Source organism: Roseomonas mucosa ATCC BAA-692, assembly GCF_000622225.1.
Lineage (GTDB): Bacteria > Pseudomonadota > Alphaproteobacteria > Acetobacterales > Acetobacteraceae > Roseomonas > Roseomonas mucosa.
Genome location: NZ_JHWD01000002.1, coordinates 210,719 through 231,686, shown reverse-complemented (window position 1 = coordinate 231,686; position 20,968 = coordinate 210,719). Strand labels below are relative to the sequence as shown.

Here is a 20,968-nt window from a genome sequence, read left to right as displayed (position 1 = left end):
GGGCAATCCGGCGCCGCCGGGGCTCAGGCCGCCCGGGACAGGGCTTGCCCCAGGGCCCGCCAGACCCGCTCGGGCGTGGCGGGCATGTCCAGATGGGTCACGCCATCCGGGGCCAGGGCATCGACCAGCGCGTTCATCACCGCGGGCGGCGAGCCGACGGCGCCCGCCTCTCCGGCACCCTTCACGCCGAGCGGGTTGGTCTCGCAGGGGATCTCGACGAGGTCCACCTCAATGGCGGGCAGGTCCTCGGCACGCGGCAGGGCGTAGTCCATGAAGGAGGCCGAGAGGAGCTGGCCGCTCTCCGGGTCATAGACCGTATGCTCGTGCAGCGCCTGGCCGACGCCCTGGGCCACGCCGCCATGCACCTGCCCGCGCACGATCAGCGGGTTGATGGCATGGCCCACATCGTCGACCACCAGGTAGCGGGCGATCCCGATCAGGCCGGTCTCCGGGTCCACCTCGACCTCCGCGATGTGGCAGCCATTGGGGAAGGTGCCGAAGGGCACCTCCGCGACCTCGGCGGCGTCGAGCAGCGTCGCCTGCTCGCCGCGCGCGGCGGCGGCGCGCTGGCGGGCGGCGAGTTCCAGGATGCCGATGCCACGGTCGGTGCCGGCGATGGAGAAGCGGCCCCCGCCATCAAGCGCGCCGGTGGTGGTGAACTCGATATCGGCGGGGGAGGCCTCCAGCGCCTCGCCCGCGGCCTGCCGGCCGCGCTCCAGCACGGTGGAGGCGGTGGCGAGCAGGGCCGTGCCCTCGGAATAGAGCGAGCGGGCGCCGCCGGTGCCGCCGCCGGTCGGGATCTCGTCGGAATCGCCCTGGCGGACGCGGATCCTGTCCACCGGCACGCCCAGGCGCTCGGCGATGATCATGGTATAGGCGGTCTCGTGCCCCTGGCCAGTGGACTGGGTGCCGACCAGCACCTCGACATGGCCGTCCTCGGTGAAGCGGACCTCGGCACGCTCGCTCGGGTCGCCGCCCGTGGCCTCCAGGTAGTAGGCGAGGCCGATGCCGCGCCGCTTGCCGCGGGCGCGGGCCTCCGCCTGCCGGGCAGGGAAGCCGGCCCAGTCGGCGCGCCGCAGCGCCTCGTCCAGCACCTGGGCGAAGTCGCCGCTGTCGTATTTCTGGCCGACCGGGGTGGTGTGCGGCATGGCGCTGGGCGGCACCATGTTGCGGCGGCGCAGCTCGGCGCGGTCGATGCCCAGCTCGCGGGCCGCCGCGTCGATCAGCCGCTCGACGAGGTAGTTGCTTTCGGGCCGCCCGGCGCCGCGATAAGCGTCCACGGGGGTGGTGTGGGTCAGCGCGCCGATGACATGGGCGTGGATGGCCTGGAAGCCATAGACGCTGGCAAGCACCTTGGTGCCGGCGGCGGTGGGGATGAATCCGGCGAACTGCGAAAGATAGGCGCCCATGTTGGCGAGGTTGCGGGTGCGCAGCGCCAGGAACCTGCCGTCCTTGTCCAGCGCCAGCTCGCCCAGGGTGATGTTGTCGCGGCCATGCGTGTCGGACAGGAAGGCCTCGCTGCGCTCCGCCGTCCATTTCACCGGGCGGCCGAGCTTGCGCGCGGCGTAGCAGGCCAGCCCGTACTCGACATAGCAGAAGAGCTTCATGCCGAAGCCGCCGCCGACATCGTGGGTGACGACGCGGAACTTTTCCTTGGGCAGCTTGAAGACGTGTTCGGCCAGCATGTCCTTGAGGTGCCAGGCGCCCTGGCTGGTGGCCTGGAGGGTGAAGCGTTCCGTCGCGGCATCGTATTCCGCGAGCGCCGCCCGGCCTTCCATCGAGGCGACGACGATGCGGTTGTTCACCACGGTCAGGCGCGTGACATGCGCCGCCGAATCGAAGAGCGCGTCGGTCTTCGCCTTGTCGCCGATTTCCCAGTCGAAGACGCGGTTCTCGGGCACGTCGTCGAAGACCTGCGGCTGGCCGGGCTCGTTGGCCGCGGCGAGGTCGGTGCAGGCGGGCAGCGGGTCGTAGTCCACCAGGATCGCCTCGGCCGCATCCTTGGCGGCATCCAGGCTTTCCGCCACCACGAAGGCCACCGGATCGCCGACATGGCGCACCTTGCCGCTGGCGAGCAGGAAGCGCGGGGCATTGGCGGAGCGCGAGCCGTCGCGGTTCTTCAGGCTGCCGGCATGGGGCAGGGGGCCGATCCCGTCCGCCGCCAGGTCCTCCGCCGTGTAGATGGCGAGCACGCCGGGCATGGCCCGCGCATCGGCGGTGTCGATGGAGAGGATCGTCGCATGGGCGTGAGGGCTGCGCAGCAGGTAGCCCGTGGCCGTGCCGGCGACGGCGAGGTCGTCCGTGTAGCGGCCCTCGCCCTTCAGGAGACGAGGGTCCTCGACGCGACGCAGGGACTGGCTGAGGCCGAATTTGGCCATGGTTCTGATCCTCCCACCCGGAAACGTGGCGGCATCATCGGCCGGGAGCGGGGTGCCTGGGAAGGGGGAAGGGCGCCCCGGTGAGACGGCCGGCAAACGGGGCGCCCAAAGGAAAAGGGCCGGAGAGGTCGCCCTCTCCGGCCCTTCCTGGCCTGCGTCCCTACGCCGCCGGCTGGGCCGGCGGGCGGTCGCTCCCGCTGCTGCCCATCCAGCCCTTCACCTTCTCGCGGAACGACTGGATGGTCACGTAGAGCATCGGGATGAAGAAGATGCCGACCAGCGAGGCGGCGAGCATGCCCCAGAAGACGGGCGTGCCCACCGCGCGGCGGGAGGCGGAGGCGGCGCCGTGCGCCGTCACCAGCGGCACGAGGCCGAGGATGAAGGCGATCGACGTCATCATGATCGCGCGGAAGCGCAGGCGCGATCCCTCGATGGCGGCCTCCCGGATGCTCTTGCCGCCCTCGCGGGCCTCCTTGGCGAATTCCACGATCAGGATGCCGTTCTTCGCCGCGAGGGCGATAAGCACGACGAGGCCGATCTGCGCGTAGATGTCCAGCGACAATCCGCTGAACAACAGGCCGAGGAAGGCGCCGGTGATGGCCACGATCACCGAGAGCAGCACCGGCACCGGGATGGCCCAGCTCTCGTAGAGGGCCACGAGGAAGAGGAAGGCGAAGAGCACGGACAGTGCCAGGATCATGCCGGTCTGGCCGGAGGCGAGGCGCTCCTGATAGGCGGTGCCGGTCCATTCGAAGCCGTAGCCGGCGGGCAGGGTGCGGCCCGACAGCTCCTGCATCGCGTTCAGCGCATCGCCCGAGGAGACGCCGGGGCGAGGCGCGCCCTGGATGGTGATGGCGCGGTAGTTGTTGTAGCGGCCGATGGTCTGCGGCCCCAGCACCACCCGGGCCGTGGCCAGGGCGCTGAGCGGGACCATGTCGCCGTTCGAGTTGCGGACAAAGATGCGCCACAGGTCCTCGACATTGGCGCGGTCGGGGAACTCGGCCTGCAGGTTCACCTGCCAGGTACGGCCGAAAAGGTTGAAGTCGTTGATGTAGTAGCCGCCGAGGGTCGCCTGCAGCGTGGAGAAGATGCTGCTGATCGGCACCTGGAGGGACTGCGCCTTGTCGCGGTCCACATCGAGGTAGAGGCTCGGCGTGTTGGCGGTGAAGGTGGTGAAGATCGCCGACAGGCGCGGGTCCTGGTTCGCCGCCGCGATCAGCCCCATGGCGGCGGAGCCGAGATCGGCGGGCGAGCGGCCCTCGTAGTCCTGCAGCACGTACTCGAAGCCGCCGCCGGTGCCGAGGCCCTGGATGGGCGGCACGTTGAAGGCGAAGGCATTGGCCGTGCGGATCGACTGCACCTGGCCGAAGACGCGGCCGATGGCGGCCTGGACGCTGCCCATGGCGCCTTCACGGTCCTCGAAGGGCTTCATGCGCACCACGACGAAGGCGGAGTTGGACTGCGCGCCGCCGTCGATCAGCGAGAAGCCGACCACCGAGAGGGTGCCCAGCACCGCCGGGTTCTGCCGCACCATCTCCTCGATCTGCTTCGCCACCTCGCGCGAGCGGGAGACGCTGGCGGCGGGGGGAAGCTGGGCCTGGACGAAGAAGGCGCCCTGGTCTTCCTGCGGCAGGAAGCCCGTGGGGGTACGGCGGGAGAGTTCCCAGGTGCCGAAGGCCAGCACCGCGATCAGCAGCAGCGACAGGGCGGAGACCCGCACGAGCCGCGCCACGATCCCGGCATAGCGGTCGCGCGTCCAGTCGATGCCGTTCAGGATGCGGCCCATGATGCCGCGCCGCCCGCCGCCATGGGCCGCATGGGGGCTGGGCCGCAGCAGGATGGAGCACAGCGCCGGCGAGAGCGACAGGGCGTTGAGCGCCGAAATCAGCATCGCGGCGGAGATGGTCACCGCGAACTGGCGGAACATCTCGCCCGACAGGCCGGGGATGAAGGCGATCGGCACGAAGACCGAGAGCAGCACCAGGGTGATGGCGATGATCGGCGCGGTGATCTCGCTCATCGCCTTCTTGGTGGCCTCGGCCGGGGTGAGGTGCGGCTCCTCCTCCATCACGCGCTCGACGTTCTCGACCACCACGATGGCATCGTCGACCACGATGCCGATGGCCAGCACCATGGCCAGCAGCGAGATGGTGTTGGCCGAGTAGCCGAGGCCGAGCAGCACGATGAAGGCGCCGATCAGGCTGACCGGCACGGCGATGGTCGGCACGATGGTGGCGCGCCAGGAGCCGAGGAAGAAGAACACCACCGCGACGACGAGGACGAAGGCCTCGACCAGGGTCTTGATGACCTCGTGGATGGTGTCGTTCACGAAGTCGGTGGTGTCGTAGAAGACGTTGGTCTTCATGCCCTCCGGGAAGCGCCCGGTGAGCTCCTCCAGCGTCTTGCGCACGGCGGCGGCGACGTTCACGGCATTGGCGCCGGGGGAGAGATAGATCGCGAAAGCGACGGCCGGCTGGCCGTTGTAGCGGTTCTCCGTCTCCATGCTCTGGGCGCCGAGTTCGAGCCGCGCGATGTCGCGCAGCCGCAGCACCGAGCCGTCCGTGTTGGCACGGATGATGATGTTGCCGAATTCCTCGGGGCTGGTCAGGCGCCCCTGGGTCTGCAGCGTCATCTGGAACTGCTGGGTGTCCGGCGCCGGCCGGCCGCCCAGCCGGCCCACCGCGGCCTGCACGTTCTGCGCCTGGACCGCCGAGACGATGTCGGAGGGGGTGAGGTTCAGGCTGACCAGGCGGTCCACGTTGAACCAGACGCGCATGGAATAGTCCTGCGAGCCGAAGATCGACACATCGCCCACGCCGGGCACGCGGGCCAGCGTGTCCTTCATGTTGATGGTGAAATAGTTCGACAGGAACAGCGGTGCCTGCGCGTTGCCCTCGGAATAGAGCGTGCCGAAGAGCAGCACCGAGGAGGATCGCTTGCGCACCGTCACGCCGTTTCGCTGGACCTCCTGCGGCAGCCGCGCCAGGGCGGCCTGGACGCGGTTGTTCACGTTCACCGTGGCGATGTCGCCGTTGGTGCCGAGCGTGAAGGAGACGGTGAGGCTGTAGGTGCCGTCATTGGCGCTCTTCGAGGACATGTAGATCATGTTCTCGACGCCGTTGATCTGCGCCTCCAGCACCTGGGCGACGGTGCTCTCGATCACCGCGGCGTTGGCGCCCGGATAGGTGGTGCTCACCTGCACCTGGGGCGGCACGATGTCCGGGAACTGGGCCACCGGGATGCGCATCAGCGAGATGGCACCCGCGATGGTGATCACGATGGAGATGACGAAGGCCAGCCTGGGCCGGTCGACGAAGAGGGAGGAGATCATCGTCGGTCAGCCGGGGTTGCGCTGGTTCTGCGGCGTGGGCTGCGAGCTGGGCGGTGCCGAAGGTGGTTGGCCGGAGGGCGAGGGGCCCTGGTTCGGGCCGGGCGCCGGGCCCGTGGTGGTGGCGTTCGGCGCCTGGTTCCGCGCGGCGCCGCCGGGGGAGCCCGGCTCGACCGGGCCGGCGGCGGGCGTCGTGGCCTCCGCCGCCGGGGCCGGGTTCACCGGCTGCCCGGGGCGGACGCGCTGGATGCCCTCGGTCACCACGGTATCGCCGGGGTTCAGGCCTTTCTCCACCACCGTGTCCGCGCCGAGCGCGCGGCCGAGGGTGATGTCGCGGCGCTGGGCCTTCTTCTCACCATCCAGCACGAAGACGTAGGATCCCTGCTGGTCCTGCAGCACCGCGGCGCGGGGCACCACGATGGCCTGGACCGGCTCCACGCCCTCGACATAGACGTTGACGAACTGGCCGTCGATCAGCGAGCGGGCCGGTATCGTGCCGCTGCTGCTGTTGCCGCGCACCGGATTGGCGATCAGGGCGCGCACCAGGATCGTGTCCGTGTTGCGGTTGATCTGGTTGTCGATGAACTCGATCTTCCCGCTCTCGGGATACAGCTCGCCGGTGTTCAGGCGGACGCGCACGCGTATGGCATCGATGCCGCCGCGGTTGGCATAGCGTTCGTAGAGCTGGGTCGCGGCGCGGGAGCTGATGGGGAAGGAGACACGCATCGGGTCCTGCGACACGATGGTCGCCAGGGTGCCGACATCGGGGCTCACCACGTTGCCGATGGTCAGGTTGGTGCGGCCGATGCGGCCGTCGATCGGCGCGATGATGTTCGTGTAGCCGAGGTTGATCTGCGCCACCCGCAGCTGGGCCTGGGCGGAGAGCAGGTTGGCGTTGGCGGTGCGTTCCTGGGCGGTCGCCGTATCCAGGTTGGCGCGGGTGCCGAAGTTGCTGCGCGCGAGGTCCTGGGCGCGGGTCAGGGAGACACGGGCATTGGTCAGCTCGGCCTCGGCCGAGGCGACGGAAGCCTGGGCCTGGGCCACCTGGGCCTCGAAGGGCGGCCGTTCCAGCCGGTAGAGCACGTCGCCGCGCTTCACCTCCTGGCCTTCCTGGAACAGGCGCTCCTGCATGAAGCCGGTGACGCGGGCCTTGAGGTCCACGCGGTCGGTGGCCTCGATGCGGCCGACGAATTCCGTGCTTTCCGTGACCGGGCGCGGCTGCACCTGGATCACCCCGACCGCCGGCGGGCCCTGCGGCGCGCCCTGGGCCCAGGCCGTGGCGGCCCATGGGGCAGAGATGCCGAGCGGCGAAAGCAGGACCGGCACGGCGAAGGTGGAAGCGACGAGGGTTGCTGGCGCAACAAGCGCCGACCAGCCCAGCGACAGGCCGAGCGAGCCCTTGGCGATACGTCCCAACATCGTAGCTACTCCAGGCGTATCCGCGGACAACCGGGAAGGGGCCCGGGTGCGGTCTGATGGGGCTCCGGACGGCACCGCCCACAGAACCATGGGGGTTCGCGGGCGGGATTCCGGCATTGTTCCTGCCCGCCCCCGGCTGCGGACAGATTCGGGGCAGGGCGTCACACGGAGGGATGGCCCGGCGAGGGCCGCTGGTCAAGACTTACATTCGTGAATGATTGTGCGGCCGTATGTTTCATGGCCGGCTTCACCGCGGCTTTCTCCGGGACCCTTTCCAGCCGGGGCCTGGGCCGGAGCGGAACCGGATCGGGGAAACCTCGCACGACGACGCCCTCCGCACAGGCTGGGGATGGCAACTCGCCATCCAGGCCGCGGCGCGGCAATCCCCTATCACGCGCCGGCTGTTAACGATCCCGTGGGGCGGCCGCCTTCCCCACGGAACCCGCGCGGGGCCGCCCCAGCCAGGCGAAGACCAGTGTGCAGAGCAGCACCACCAGCGCCAGGAAGAGCAGCGCCGCGCCCGTGCCCGCTCGGCTGGCTACCACGCCGGAGCCGGGCTGCAGCACGGCGGCGCCGAGGAAGAAGGACAGGTTCACCGCGGACAGCGCCTTGCCGGTCTGTTCCGGCGGCACGAGGGCTCGGGTGGCGGCGAAGATCAGCGGCTGCACTCCGATGCTCAGGCCGAAGAGGGTGAGCATGGCGAGGTCCCAGCCCACCGGCAGGGGTCCGAGCAGCCCGTCCGGCCCTCCGGCGACCAGCAGCCCGATGGCGGCGGCGGCGGCGAGGTGCCCGCCGATCAGCAACCGCCGGCGCCAGCCTTCGTGCCGGCGGTCCACCACCCCCCAGCCGACGGTGCCGAGGATGAGGGCCAGGGTCGCCAGCAACAGGACATGGCCCGTCTCCAGCCGGTCCAGGCCCTTTTCCAGCATCAGCCAGGGACCGCCCCAGAGGCCGCGCAGGCAGGCCACGATGGCGAAGGAGCAGAAGGCCAGCACCACCGCCCCGCGCAGGCGGCGCGAGACGACGAGGCGCAGCACCTCGGCCGCGTCGCCCAGCAGGGAGCGGCGGCTTTCGCTGCCGGGCACCGGCCGGTCCCGCACCAGCAGGGCGGTGCAGGCCAGGGCGAAGACACCGAAGCCCAGCGCCGCCCAGAAGCCGGCACGCCAGCCCTCCCGTTCCACCAGCCAGGCGAGGGGAGAGGCGGAGAGCAGCATGCCCGTGTTGCCGATGGCCTGGATCAGCCCGCTCCAGAGGCCGAAGCGGGCCGGGCTCATGCGCTTGGCGGCCAGGGTCATCGGGGCGATCAGCGCCCCGGCGCAGCCAAGGCCGAGGACGAGCTGGGCGACAAGGAACCCGGCCGGGCCGCCCGCCAGGGCGGCGAGCAGCGTGCCGATGCAGACGATGGTGAGCAGCGCCAGCGAGACCGGCCGCACGCCGAAGCGGTCCAGCGCCACGCCGACGGGGATCTGACCCAGGGCGAAGGCGATGTGATAGGAGCCGGTCAGGCTGGACAGGCCCTCCGCCGTCAGGCCGAGATCGAGCTGGATGCGGTCGGCGGCGATGGCCGGCAGGGTGCGCAGCCCGTTGGACAGCATGTGGCCGAGCGCCAGGGCCAGGACCGGCAGCACAAAGCCGGCGCTGGCCTCGGCAGGGGCGGCGGGCCGGGCGGTGTGGTCCCCGCCGGTCTGCGGGGCGGCCTGGGAGATTCCCCGAGGCTGCGGCTGGAGCCGTGACATGGCGAGCGTCTTCCTTCCCGTGATCGGCCCGGGGGCTTGTGCCGCCCCTCGGGCCCTCCGGCGCGCCGTGGATCGCGCCGGGCGGGACCGGCGCCCGCGGCAAGGGGCTGCCGGTCCGTTCTGGTCCTGTCGCGAAGCCTCCCCGGCGCGTCCTGGCACTCCGCGGAGGGAAGGGGCCTCAGTTCCGGAAGATCTTGCCCGGGTTCAGGATGCCCCTGGGGTCCAGCGCCGTCTTGACCGAACGCATCACCGCCAGGGCCTCGGGGCCGTGCTCGGCCTCCAGGAACTCGCGCTTGCCCAGGCCCACGCCATGCTCTCCGGAGCAGGTGCCGCCGAGGGAAAGGCCGCGGGCGACGATCTTCTTGTCCAGCTCCCAGGCCCGGTCCTGCGCCGTGGGGTCGTCCTGGTCCACCAGGATCGTCGTGTGGAAGTTGCCGTCGCCGACATGGCCGACGATGGGGGCGGTCATGCCGGAGGCCAGGATGTCCTCCTTCGCGCCGACGATGGCCTCGGCGAGACGGGAGATGGGCACGCAGACATCGGTGGCCATGCCGCGGCAGCCCGGCCTGAGGGCCACGCAGGCCCAGTAGGCGTCGTGCCGGGCCTTCCAGAGCCGGTTGCGCGTTTCCGCATCCGTGGCCCAGGCGAAGCCGCTGCCGCCGAAGCTGTCGGCCAGCTCCTGCACCGTCTCCGCCTGTTCCCGCACCCCGGCGGGGGAGCCATGGAATTCCAGGAAGAGGGTGGGCAGGGCCTGGTAGCCTTCCAGCTTCGAGTAGCGGATGCAGGCATCCATCTGGATCTCGTCCGCCAGCTCGATGCGGGCGACGGGGATGCCGGCCTGCATGGTGGCGATGACGCATTCCACCGCGCCGCGCAGCGTCCCGAACTGGCAGACCGCCGCCGAGGTGGCCTCGGGGATGCCGTGCAGGCGCAGGCGGATCTTCGTGATGATGCCGAGCGTGCCCTCGGAGCCGATCAGGAGGCGGGTCAGGTCGTAGCCGTTGGCCGCCTTGCGGGTGCGGGAGCCGGTGTTGATGACGCGGCCATCGGCGAGGACGAGCTCCAGCCCCATGACGTTCTCGCGGATCGTGCCGTAGCGCACCGCGTTGGTGCCGGAGGCGCGGGTCGCGCACATGCCGCCGATGGTGCAGTGGCTGCCAGGATCGACCGGGAAGAACAGGCCCTGGTCGCGCAGGTGGTCGTTGAGCTGGTGGCGGGTGACGCCCGGCTCGATCAGGCAGTCCATGTCCTCCTGGCTCACCTCCAGGATGCGGTCCATGCGCGACAGGTCGAGGCTGATGCCGGCGCGGACGGGATTGGCATGGCCCTCCAGCGAGGTGCCGGCGCCGAAGGCGGTGACCGGGACCTCGTGCCGATGGCAGAGGGCGAGGAGGCGCGAGACCTCCTCGGTGGTCAGGGGATAGGCGACGGCGTCGGGCAGGGTGGGGGTGGTGGTGTCCTCGCCCCGGCCGTGCTGCTCCCGCACCGCCTGGTTGGTGGAAAGCCGGTCGCCCAGGAATTCCCGGGCCTCGGCGATCACCTGCTCCACGGGCCTCGACGGGATGTTCATGGACGTTTCACTCCGCTTCGCGCGACAGGCGACAGAACGTCACGCTCCGCGTGACAGGTGATCAGGGCGTCACGCTTCGCGTGACAAGGGACAGGTCAGGCAGTGAGGGCCGCCGCCGCCGAGGGTGAAGAGTGTGATCTCCGGATCGAGCACCGTCAGCCCCTCCGCCCGCAGGGCAGCGTTGAGCGCGGTGCTGGCCCGGGCCGAGACCACCTGGCCGTCGCCCAGGGCGAGGATGTTGCAGCCGAGCGCCATGGCATCCCGGTAGGGAACGGGAATGCAGCGGATGCCGTGCCCCGCCAGCCAGTCCACGAAGCCTGGGTCCAGCACGTCGAGGCAGGCGACGGCGAGGCCGGGGGCGGCCATGCAGAAGATCACGTCGAGATGCAGGAAATGCTCGTCGAAGAGCTCGACCCGCACCTCCCAGCCCTCGGCGCGGAGCCATTCCGCGAGCTGCTCCGCCCCCGCCTCGTCGGTGCGGCCGCCGCTGGCGCCGATGCAGGCGAGGCCGGGGCGGATGATGTGGATGTCGCCGCCCTCCAGCGTGCCGGCGCTGGACTTGCGCCAGAAGGTGGAGCCATGGGCGGCGTGGAAGTCGGTCAGCGGCGCGTACTCGCCCCGGCGCTGCGGGCGTTCGAGCTGGCAGAGCACCGGGCCGGCATGGGTCACGACCACGCTGTCGCGGGTATAGACCATGTAGGGGAGGTGCGGCTCCGGCACCAGCCGGTGCACCCGCGCGCCGCCCTGCGCCAGGGCATGGCAGAGCTCGGCATGCTGCTGCCGCAGGTGATCGGCCGCCGGGCGCTGCCGCGTCTCGCTCAGCGTGCGGCGGACGATGCTGTTCAGCGGCATCCAGCGGTAGTGGTCTGGCGGGCAGACCAGCACGTCGTTCAGGCGGCCGGTCTCGTTGCTGACGCGCCAGGGCGCGCCGGGATGGGGGAGGGCGGACATGCGGAACAGCCTAGAGGGGCGGAGCCCAGGCCGGAAGCGAGCAGCCGCGTGCCATGATTGCCAGGGGCGCTGCTGCCGGGAGCACGGATGCCCGGACCCGGGGCGTCAGGATGCCGCGGGGCTGTCCGGCCATTCCTGCAGCTCCACGCCGCGCTGCGCGGCGAAGCCCGCGCCGCCCGTGGCCAGGCAGCGGAATTCCAGGCCGAAGGTCATCTCGCCCAGCACGAAGTCGAGCGAGGGGGCCTCGTCGCCGGCGCGGATCTCGCAGCGGGCCAGGGGTGCCTCCGTCTCCCGGGCCACCACCTCGCAGACGGCGATCACGCCGTCGGCCTGTTGCGGCAGGCGCAGCCGCCAGGAAACCCTGTAGCGCCCGGCACGCAGGGGCATGTAGGGACCGTAGAGCACGGCGCCCTGGCTGCCCGGCGCGGCGGTCACCCATTCGCCTTCCGCATCGGCCTCGACGGCATGGCCCGGCGCCGCCAGGAGGCGCTGCACACGTTCCGGCCAGTGCTGTCGGAAAAGATCCGACATCAGGGCCCGGACCGCCGGCGCATCGGGCGCCCGGTCGCTGCGGACCGCCTCGACCCACCAGATGAAGGAATCCTCTGGCCGGTCATGCGCGGCGATCAGGCGCTCGGGCACGGACCAGCCGGGATGGGGGGCGTTGGGGTCGAAGGGAAGGACTTCCCCGCTACGCGAATCGCGGCAGAGCCAGATCCCGCGTGTCACCGTCACGTCGAAGCCGGCGAGCCGGGCGAGTTCCTGCGCCTCGGTTTCGGTCAGCTCGATGGTGTGCTCCGAATGACTCCAGTTCAGCAGCCTGGTCACGTGACGGTTCGGGCTGTCCATCACGAGGTGGCCGCCCGGCTTCAGCACCCTGGCCGCTTCCAGCACGAAGCCCGCGACCTCCTCCGGCCAAAGGTGTTCCAGGTTCTGGCCCGAGAAGACGAGGTCGCAACTCGCATCCGGCACGTCGGACATGTCGGAGGCGGTGTTGGCGATCCAGGTGACATTGTCCGGCAACCCCTCCGGCCGGGGCGAATAGTACTCGATGCCGAGATGCTCGGGCACGCGGCCATAGGTCTGCTCGATCCACTCGAAGTACCAGAGGCCGGCGCAGCCCGCGCTGAGAAGGCGCTGGGCACCGGGCGGCATGGCGCGGAGGAAGGCGCCGCGCGACTGGTGCAGGAGGAGGTTCACGTTCAACGGGGCGGGGCGTTCCGCCGGCGGGGCGGGGGAAGGGGCGGGAAGCGGCGCGGTCCCGGCCGAAGGCGCCGCGGAGAAGGCGCCGTTCGGGCGGGACTGCGTGAGCAGGGCACCCTCCAGCACCGCGAGGCGGTCCGACAGGCCATTGGTGCCGATGATGGAGCGCACGGCGCGTGTCGCAGGCCGCAGGATATCTCGAATCAAGTCCATTCCCCCCGAGCCACCTGAAGGCTGGTTCCATCATCCTGCCGGTGGAACGGACCGCGGGGAATGACCTATTTCGTGCCGGGGCTGGCGGAAAGGCGCGCAAAAGGAAAGCGCCCCGGACGACTGGCCCAGGGCGCTTCGAAGCGGATGCCGAAGAGGGTGGCGGGGGAGGGGCCCGCCGGGCCGGGGCTCAGGCCCGGCCGTAATTGTCCTCGTAGCGGACGATGTCATCCTCGCCGAGATAGGAGCCCGACTGCACCTCGATCAGGGTCAGCGGGATCATGCCCGGGTTCTCCATGCGGTGGACGCAGCCCAGCGGCAGATAGACGCTCTCGTTCTCGCGGACGAGCAGGCGCTCGGAATCCCGCTCCACGATGGCGGTGCCGTTCACCACGACCCAGTGCTCGGCGCGGTGGTGGTGCTTCTGCAGGCTGAGCTTCTGGCCCGGGCGGACCTGGATCTTCTTCACCTGGAAGCGGTTGCCGAGGATCAGGCCCTCGTAGTGACCCCAGGGGCGATAGGCGCGGCGGTGCTCGGTCGCCTCCTTGATCCCGGCGGCCCTGAGCTTCTCCACCAGCTTCTTCACGTCCTGCGCCCTGTCGCGGGACATGGCGAGCACGGCGTCCTCGGTGACGACGATCACCGCGTCCTTGAGGCCGACCACGCCGGTCAGCATGCCCTCGGAACGGACGAGGCAGCCCTCGGCCTCCACCAGATGGACGGGACCGTGGGTGGCGTTGTCCTTCTCGTCCTTGGGCGAGACGGCCCAGAGGGCATCCCAGGAGCCGACATCGGACCAGCCGAGCGATGCGGGCACGACCACGGCATGCGGGGTCTTCTCCATCACCGCGTAGTCGATGGAGATGGAGGGCGCCTTGCAGAAGGCCTTGGCGTCGAGGCGCACGAAGTCGAGGTCGCGCTTGGCACCCTCCACCGAGGCGCGCACGGCCTCCATCAGCTCGGGCGCCAGGCGCTCCAGCTCCGCCAGCCAGGTCGCGGCGGAGGCCACGAACATGCCGGAATTCCAGAGATGGCGGCCGCCCTCCAGGAAGTGGCGGGCGGTGGCGGCGTCCGGCTTCTCGACGAAGCTCTTGATCTTGAAGAGCCCCTCTGCCCCTGGCAGCGGGTCGCCGGATTCGATGTAGCCGTAGCCGGTCTCGGGCGCCGTCGGCTTCATGCCAAAGGCCACGATGGAGCCTGCCTCGGCGGCCGCGGCGGCCAGCTTCACCGCTTCCAGCAGGGCGTCCTTGTCCTGGATCACGGCGTCGGCGGCCATGATCCAGAGGATGGCGCGCGGGTCCTGCTCGGCGGCGATCAGGGCAGCGGCGGCGATGGCGGGGGCGGAGTTACGGCCCTCCGGCTCCAGGACGATGCGCGCGCCCTCGATGCCGTCCTCGCGCAGCTGCTCGGCCACCAGGAAGCGGTGCGGTTCCGAGGCCACCAGGACGGGCGGCGCGAAGCCAGGGCCCTGGGCACGGCTCGCCGTGGCCTGGAGCATGGTCTTCTCGCCGACCAAGGGCCAGAACTGCTTCGGATAACCCTCGCGCGACAGGGGCCAGAGCCGGGTGCCGGTCCCTCCGCAGAGGACGACGGGAATGAGAGACGCAGCGGCAGCTGTCATCGATCGCGCGGGTCCTTACACTCGGTAGCCTCACGACCTAGCGGAGCGCTGCCTAAAAGGGAAGCGGGCCATAGGCCCGCTTCTAATTTAGAAACTTGTTACTTTTACAAGATCATTCCGCGATGGCCTCATCCTTCTTGCGACGCAGCGCGGGAAGCATCATCGAGCCGAGGACCAGGGCGCAGATCACCAGCAGGCAGGCGCTGATGGGGCGGTTGGCGAAGTCGATGAAGACATAGGCGTCGCCGCGCGAAAGCAGCATGGCGCGGCGCAGGTGCTCCTCCATCATCGGGCCGAGCACGAAACCGATCAGCAGCGGGGCGGCCGAGAGGTTCAGCTTGGTGAAGACATAGCCCAGGATGCCGAAGGCCAGCGTCTGGTAGACGTCGAAGACGCTGTTGTTGAGCGAGTACACGCCGATCATGCAGAACATGAGGATGGCGGGGTACATGTACTTGTAGGGCACGCTGAGCAGCTTCACCCACATGCCGATCAGCGGCAGGTTGATGACCAGCAGCATCAGGTTGCCGATCCACATGGAGCAGATCAGGCCCCAGAACAGGTCGGGCTGGGCCTCGACCATGCGCGGGCCGGGCTGGATGCCCTGGATGATCAGGGCACCCACCATCAGCGCCATCACGGCATTGGCCGGGATGCCCAGCGTGAGCAAGGGGATGAAGGAGGTCTGGGCGGCGGCGTTGTTGGCGCTCTCGGGGCCGGCCACGCCCTCGATGGCGCCATTACCGAACTCGTGGCGGTACTTGGAGACCTTGCGCTCCAGCATGTAGGAGCCGAAGGCCGACAGCGCCGCGCCGCCGCCGGGCAGGATGCCCAGCACCGAGCCCAGCACCGTGCCGCGCAGCACCGAGGGGGTGGCGCGGCGGAACTCCTCCCTGGTCAGCCAGAGGCTGCCGATCTTGGTCTTGAGCACCTCGCGCGCCTCGGGGCGCTCCAGGTTCAGGATGATCTCGGAGATGCCGAACATGCCCATGGCGATGGAGGCGAAGCCCAGGCCGTCGGAAAGCTCGGGGATGCCGAAGGTGAAGCGCTGCTGGCCGGTCTGCACGTCGGTGCCGACCAGGCCGAGGGCCACGCCCAGCACCACCATGGAGATGGACTTGAGCACCGAGCCCTGGGCCAGCACGGCCGAGATGATCAGGCCGAGCAGCATCAGCGAGAAGTAGTCCGCCGGGCCGAAGGAGAGCGCCACCTGGGTCAGCAGCGGGCCGGAGGCTGCCACCACCAGGGTCGCCACCGTGCCGGCGAAGAAGGAGCCCAGCGCGGCGATGGTCAGCGCCGCCCCCGCCCGCCCGTTGCGGGCCATCTTGTAGCCTTCGAGCGTGGTCACCACCGAGGAGACCTCGCCCGGCAGGTTCAGCAGGATGGCGGTGGTCGAGCCGCCATACTGCGCGCCGTAGTAGATGCCGGCGAGCATGATGATGGCGGTGGTGGCGGGCTGGCCGAAGGTGATGGGCAGCAGCAGGGAGATGGTGGCCACCGGGCCGATGCCCGGCAGCACGCCGATGGCGGTGCCGATCAGGGCGCCGAGCAGCGCGAAGAGGAGGTTGTCGAGGGAGAGCGCGACGCCGAAGCCGTGCGCGAGGTTCGCGAAGAGGTCCATGGTGCGTCCGCTCTCAGAAGGCCGTCGGCCAGACCGGCACCCGGATGTCGAGCTGCCAGATGAAGATGACCCAGGCCATCACGACCAGCGCCACGAGCATGCCCAGCACGCCCCGGGCCGTGTGGCTGCTGTCGGCGAAGACGCTGACGGTCAGGCTCAGCACCAAGGCCACCACCAGCCCGAGCGGCTCCAGTGCCAGGGCGAAGATCGCCATGCAGACGCTGACCAGCGCCAGCGGCCGCCAGCCCGGCGAGGCCGCCATGATGCCCAGCCCGACCACGAAGGCAAAGCCGACCTGGCGCCAGTTGCCCTCGCCCACTCCCATGCGCTCCAGCACCTGCCAGACCACCAGCCCCGCCGCGGTGCCGAGCAGCACCGTGGTCAGGTCCGTGTTCGTCCAGCGCTCCAGCGCGTCGGGGCCGCTGCGCAGGCTCACCAGCACAACCAGCGCCCCCAGGATCAGCAGCAGTACGAATACCAGCATGGGCATGTAGCCCGGCCCCATCCGCCGGGCATCGCCCAGCGTATGGTCCGTGTTAAGCCAGAGCCCGACCAGGGCCAGCAGTACCAGCAGCCCCCCCGAGATCAGGTCCTTCGTGTTGATCTTCACGCGTCTTGTCTCCGAATCGCGCTACGCGGCCGGTTCGGGCCGGGCATGGCCTCATCCTCAGCCACCCCGGATGGGGGAGAGGCAGTGTCCAGCAAAGGCATGGGGCGGGGGTGGCGGGCCGGCCGCGCCGGATATCCTGGCATCCGGCACCCGGCGCGCTGGCCGGTGGCGCCCTGGGCGAGCGGCATCCCATTATCCTCCCATGACTTTGAAGTTGACCAAGCGTAATGCGGGGAAACACACCGTCGCAAGGGATCGCCCTTGTGGGATGCCCCACCTTTTTTCATGCTGCTCTGCAGCAGGGGGCGGCTGCCCCTCCACTTTCCCATCCCGCGCGACCCTCCGGGCGATTTCCACCCGCCAGGGCACGCGTCCCGCGCCCTCCGGAGGCCCCCCGTGACGGAACCACGCCCCAATGACCCCACCGGCCGAATCGCCGGCATCGCCGAGGCCGCCGAGGCGCGGCTGATCGGCCTGCGCCGCGACATCCATGCGCATCCGGAGCTGGGCTTCGAGGAGGTGCGCACCGCCGGGATCGTGGCGGCGGAGCTGGCGCGGCTGGGCATCGCGCACCGGACCGGGGTGGGGCGGACCGGTGTGCTGGGGGTGATCGAGGGCGGCCGGCCGGGGCCGACCCTGGCGATCCGCGCCGACATGGACGCGCTGCCGATCCACGAGGAGACGGGACAGGGTTTCGCCAGCACCGTGCCGGGCAAGATGCATGCCTGCGGCCATGACATCCACACGGTGACGCTGCTCGGCGTGGCGGAGGTGCTGCGGGAGATCGCCCCGATGCTGGCGGGTCGCGTCGCGCTGGTCTTCCAGCCGGCGGAGGAGATCCTGGAGGGCGCCGCCGCCATGATCGCCGACGGGGCGGCGGAGGGCGTGGACATGGCGCTCGGCTTCCACAACGTGCCGGACAGGCCGGTCGGCAGCTTCGGCTATGTGCGGGGGACGGGACTGGCGGCCTCGGACCTGTTCGACCTCACCATCCGGGGGAAGTCGGGCCATGCGGCGCACCCTTACGCGGCGGTGGACCCGATCGTGGCGGCGGCGCAGTTCGTGTCGCAGGTGCAGACGGTGGTGAGCCGCGAGGTGCGGCCGCTGCACCCCGCCGTGGTGACGGTGGGCATGTTCCAGGGCGGCACGACCTACAACATCATCCCCGAGCGCGTGGCGCTGAAGGGCACGGTTCGGACGCTGCACCCGGAGGCGCGCGACACCGCCGAGGCCGCCATCCGCCGCCTGGTCGCCGGGCTGGAGCTGGGGATGCGCGTGACCTGCGAGCTGAACTATGCCCGCCGCGTGCCGCCGCTGGTGAATGACGACCGGGTGCTCGACCCCTCGGTGGCGGCGATCCGGGCGCAGCTCGGCGTCGAGCCGGAGGCGGGGGAGCCGAGCATGGGGTCGGAGGATTTCTCCGCCTTCTCCGAGCGGATGCCCGCCTTCCAGATGCTGATCGGCTCCGGCGCGCCGGGGCGGGACGACCGGCTGCACAATGCCTTCTACCAGCCCGACGAGCGCTGCATCGCGCTGGGCGTGCAGGCGCTGTCCCGCGCGGCACTCGAATTGCTGTCCTGAGCGTGACGGGTCCGACAGGGGACGAGATCGGCATGAAAGTCTGCGTTTTCGGCGCCGGGGCGATCGGCGGCCATCTGGCGATGCGCCTGGCGAAAGGCGGGGCGGAAGTGTCCGTGGTCGCGCGGGGCACGCAGCTCGCCGCCATCCGTGCACGCGGCCTGACGGTGCGGGCCTATGACGGCGAGCACCACGCACGCCTCGCCGCGTCGGAGGACCCGGCGGAGTTCGGGCCGCAGGACGTGGTGGTCGTCACCACCAAGTCGCCCGCCCTGCCACAGGTGGCCCGGGCGATCGGGCCTCTGCTGGGGCCGGAGACCGCCGTCGTCTTCGCGCTGAACGGCATTCCCTGGTGGTATCTCGACGGGGCCGGCGGGGTGCTGAAGGGGCAGCACATGCCGGAGCTCGATCCGGGCGGGGTGCTGCACGGCGCCATCGGCATCGGGCGCACGATCGGCGGGGTGGTCTATTCCTCCTGCACCGTGGTCGAGCCCGGCATGATCTCGGTGGAGGGCAAGGGCAGCCGCCTGATCCTGGGCGAGCCGGACGGGCGGGTGACGCCGCGCATCGAGGCGCTGGCCGGGCTGCTACGGGCCGGCGGGCTCACCGAGGTGCCGGTGACCACGGAGATCCGCAAGGAGGTCTGGGCCAAGCTGATGGGCAACATCTCCTATGGGCCGCTCTGCATCCTGACGCGGCGGAACCTGCGCGAGACCTATGCCGACCCCGCGATTGCCGCGGCCGCGGAGCGGATGATCCGCGAGGCGCAGACCATCGCCGCCGCGCTCGGCATCACGCTCGACACCGATCCGGTACAGCAACTCGCCGGTGTCGGGCGCAGCGCGCACAAGCCGTCGATCCTGCAGGACCTGGAGCTCGGCCGGCAGATGGAGGTGGAGTCGATCCTGCTGGCACCGCTGCGCATCGCCCGCATGGCCGGGGTGGCGACGCCGACCCTCGACCTCGTCGTGGCGCTGGCAAGGAGTGTCGCCGAGGGTGCTGGCCTCTACACGCCAGCGGGATAGGGCGGCGCGGCGGGCAGGCTGGTCTGGCCCAGCACCCAGCCTTCCCAGTGCCGCACCCAGGGATCGTCCGGCACGAAATCCGGCCGGATGCCGTCCAGCACCCCGATGAGGCCGAGCAGGCCGAGCAGGCTGTCGAAGCGGTCCTCCCCGGCGGCATCGGCGCCGAAGCCATCCGCCATGGCCTCCGCCAGAGGCGCGTCAGGCCGGACGCCCAGCCGGGCCATGGCCTCCCGCAGTTCCGGCAGCACCCGGAGGCGCACGGTGCGGTCGCGCTTGCTGCCGGACAGGCGCAGGCCGAGATGGCGCAGGCATTCGGCCGGATAGACCTCGGCCAGCACGGCCCGGCCCGGCGCCAGCAGGCCGTGCAGCCCGCCCTCGAAGGGCCAGAGGCGGTAGGGGGCGCCGGCGGAAAGGGCCGGGACCAGCCAGTCCCTCCAGGCGGAGATCGCCGCCTTGCCGGTCTGGTTCGCCCCCAGCGTCCAGAAGAGCGGCGCCCCGGCGGGGCGTTCCGCGGTGGCGAGGTCGCAGAGCCGGCACAGGCCCGACGCATCCGCCATGCCCAGCGCCAGGGCATGTTCCAGCCGGGTCATGCCGCGCATCCCGCGCGCCGGGTAGAAGGGACTGCCGGCCGAGACCTCGGCCACCGTCTCCGCGACGCGCCAGAAGCCGGGCTGCCGCGCGAGGCCGCGCAGGAAGGCGGGGAAGTCCGGTTCGGGGCGCGCCCGGGCATAGGCGCGCGGCAGGCCGAGCGGCAGGTCGAGCCCCAGCGCCACGGTGGGCCCCTCCGCCAGCAGGGCGGCGGCCCAGGCAGCGGGCTCGCCGACCGGGCGCGGGGCGGTGGCAAGCCAGCCACCCGGTCCCGTGCGCCGGGCGCCGGTGAACCAGCGCTTGCCCGGGTTCACCGACCAATCGGCATGGGCCGCGATCATCGCCCGCACCTTGCCGGGGCCGGTGCCGGGCTTCAGCCGATCGGCTTGTTGGCCTTTTCCATCAGCTTGCTGAAGAAGGCGCGCGCCTTGCCCGGCGGCTTGGGCGCCTCGGTCGCCGCGGCTTTCGCCGTCTCGCGCTCCCGCTCGCGGGATGCGAGCCACTTCTCCAGGCTCATGCCCGCCTTGGCCGCGCGCTTGGCCTCATAGGCGCGCTGGCCCTCCGTCAAACGGCGCTCCGGTGCAGCCATCTTTTCCCTGATCCCCTATGCCCTGTCGGCGGCGGGTGTTTCGCGCGGCGGCGCGGCGTCGGCAAGAGGCTGCGGCGGGGCTTGCGCCGCAGGCGCGGCGACGGCACCTCCAGAAGCATGGAAGCGCGCGTGAAAGCCGGTATCTGGGCCTCGATGGCCCTTCGCCTCGGGGACCAGGCCGGCCGCCCCGGCATGGTGCTGCGCAAGGGGGACCCCGACAGCGGCGGCATCCTCTGCGTCCTGCACGGACGGGAGGGCATGGTCGTGCTGTCCCAGGTGCGCGACGCCGAGGGCCGGCAGGCCTGGATGCGTGGCACCGGCACGGTGGCGGTGGACCAGGAGGCGGCCGATGCCTATGTCGCCCGGCAGGTGAAACGCGACCCGGACCTCTGGGTGCTGGAATTCGAGGCTCCGGACCTCCTGCCGCCCTTCGAGGCGAAGATCATCTGATCCGGCCCCCGGCCTGGGGCGTTGCTCTGCGTGGCCAGCCCCGGGCGGGGGCGGGGGAAAGGCAGCGCCTTGCCGCCAAGGAACGGGTTGC

15 protein-coding genes are annotated in these 20,968 nt (G+C 70.8%); 3 read left to right on the top strand and 12 right to left on the bottom strand.

The genetic code is table 11. The annotated features are described in order from the left end of the window. Window positions 1-23 precede the first annotated feature (23 nt). From BT98_RS0103640 to BT98_RS0103595, 10 genes are all read right to left on the bottom strand, one after another. The gene (locus BT98_RS0103640) at window positions 24-2,378 is read right to left on the bottom strand and encodes a xanthine dehydrogenase family protein molybdopterin-binding subunit (RefSeq protein WP_019461555.1); all 2,355 of its coding nucleotides are present in this window, start codon (window positions 2,376-2,378) and stop codon (window positions 24-26) included. A 160-nt stretch (window positions 2,379-2,538) separates the two neighbouring features. Then, window positions 2,539-5,709 (bottom strand): efflux RND transporter permease subunit, encoded by a 3,171-nt coding sequence (locus BT98_RS0103635; protein ID WP_019461554.1) that lies wholly within the window; start codon window positions 5,707-5,709, stop codon window positions 2,539-2,541. A gap of 6 nt (window positions 5,710-5,715) precedes the next feature. Beyond that, window positions 5,716-7,125 carry an efflux RND transporter periplasmic adaptor subunit gene (locus BT98_RS0103630; RefSeq protein WP_019461553.1) on the bottom strand — a complete coding sequence of 470 codons (1,410 nt, stop codon included), beginning with the start codon at window positions 7,123-7,125 and terminating at the stop codon, window positions 5,716-5,718. A 404-nt stretch (window positions 7,126-7,529) separates the two neighbouring features. After that, window positions 7,530-8,861 (bottom strand): MFS transporter, encoded by a 1,332-nt coding sequence (locus BT98_RS0103625; protein ID WP_019461552.1) that lies wholly within the window; start codon window positions 8,859-8,861, stop codon window positions 7,530-7,532. A 178-nt stretch (window positions 8,862-9,039) separates the two neighbouring features. Next, window positions 9,040-10,431, bottom strand: a complete 1,392-nt coding sequence (locus BT98_RS0103620; RefSeq protein ID WP_051004870.1) for an FAD-binding oxidoreductase — start codon at window positions 10,429-10,431, stop codon at window positions 9,040-9,042. Window positions 10,432-10,500: 69 nt separating this feature from the next. Next, the gene (locus BT98_RS0103615) at window positions 10,501-11,382 is read right to left on the bottom strand and encodes a dimethylarginine dimethylaminohydrolase family protein (RefSeq protein ID WP_019461550.1); all 882 of its coding nucleotides are present in this window, start codon (window positions 11,380-11,382) and stop codon (window positions 10,501-10,503) included. A gap of 105 nt (window positions 11,383-11,487) precedes the next feature. Further along, window positions 11,488-12,792: a class I SAM-dependent methyltransferase gene (locus tag BT98_RS25905; RefSeq protein WP_155985193.1), complete on the bottom strand. Its 1,305-nt coding sequence runs from the start codon at window positions 12,790-12,792 to the stop codon at window positions 11,488-11,490. A 193-nt stretch (window positions 12,793-12,985) separates the two neighbouring features. Then, complete coding sequence (locus BT98_RS0103605) at window positions 12,986-14,416, bottom strand: mannose-1-phosphate guanylyltransferase/mannose-6-phosphate isomerase (protein WP_026033269.1); 1,431 nt, start codon at window positions 14,414-14,416, stop codon at window positions 12,986-12,988. A 112-nt stretch (window positions 14,417-14,528) separates the two neighbouring features. Continuing rightward, the gene (locus BT98_RS0103600) at window positions 14,529-16,037 is read right to left on the bottom strand and encodes a tripartite tricarboxylate transporter permease (protein ID WP_019461547.1); all 1,509 of its coding nucleotides are present in this window, start codon (window positions 16,035-16,037) and stop codon (window positions 14,529-14,531) included. A gap of 13 nt (window positions 16,038-16,050) precedes the next feature. Then, window positions 16,051-16,647, bottom strand: a complete 597-nt coding sequence (locus tag BT98_RS0103595) for a tripartite tricarboxylate transporter TctB family protein (RefSeq protein ID WP_019461546.1) — start codon at window positions 16,645-16,647, stop codon at window positions 16,051-16,053. Between the two features lie 396 nt (window positions 16,648-17,043). Between BT98_RS0103595 and BT98_RS0103590 the strand changes: the two genes are divergently transcribed. Both BT98_RS0103590 and BT98_RS0103585 read left to right on the top strand, forming a co-directional pair. Beyond that, window positions 17,044-18,228: a M20 metallopeptidase family protein gene (locus BT98_RS0103590; protein WP_019461545.1), complete on the top strand. Its 1,185-nt coding sequence runs from the start codon at window positions 17,044-17,046 to the stop codon at window positions 18,226-18,228. Window positions 18,229-18,260: 32 nt separating this feature from the next. Continuing rightward, window positions 18,261-19,250: a ketopantoate reductase family protein gene (locus tag BT98_RS0103585; protein ID WP_027297152.1), complete on the top strand. Its 990-nt coding sequence runs from the start codon at window positions 18,261-18,263 to the stop codon at window positions 19,248-19,250. Here the strand turns inward: BT98_RS0103585 and BT98_RS23120 are convergent. Together BT98_RS23120 and BT98_RS0103575 are read right to left on the bottom strand one after the other, a co-directional pair. After that, entirely contained in the window at window positions 19,232-20,179 is a 948-nt protein-coding gene (locus tag BT98_RS23120; protein WP_019461542.1) for a hypothetical protein, read from the bottom strand. The genes BT98_RS0103585 and BT98_RS23120 overlap by 19 nt on opposite strands. Before the next feature lie 32 nt (window positions 20,180-20,211). Next, window positions 20,212-20,427: a hypothetical protein gene (locus BT98_RS0103575; protein ID WP_037249763.1), complete on the bottom strand. Its 216-nt coding sequence runs from the start codon at window positions 20,425-20,427 to the stop codon at window positions 20,212-20,214. A 117-nt stretch (window positions 20,428-20,544) separates the two neighbouring features. Between BT98_RS0103575 and BT98_RS0103570 the strand changes: the two genes are divergently transcribed. Continuing rightward, on the top strand, window positions 20,545-20,877 hold the full coding sequence (locus BT98_RS0103570; protein WP_019461540.1) for a DUF1491 family protein: 333 nt from the start codon (window positions 20,545-20,547) through the stop codon (window positions 20,875-20,877). Window positions 20,878-20,968 lie beyond the last annotated feature (91 nt).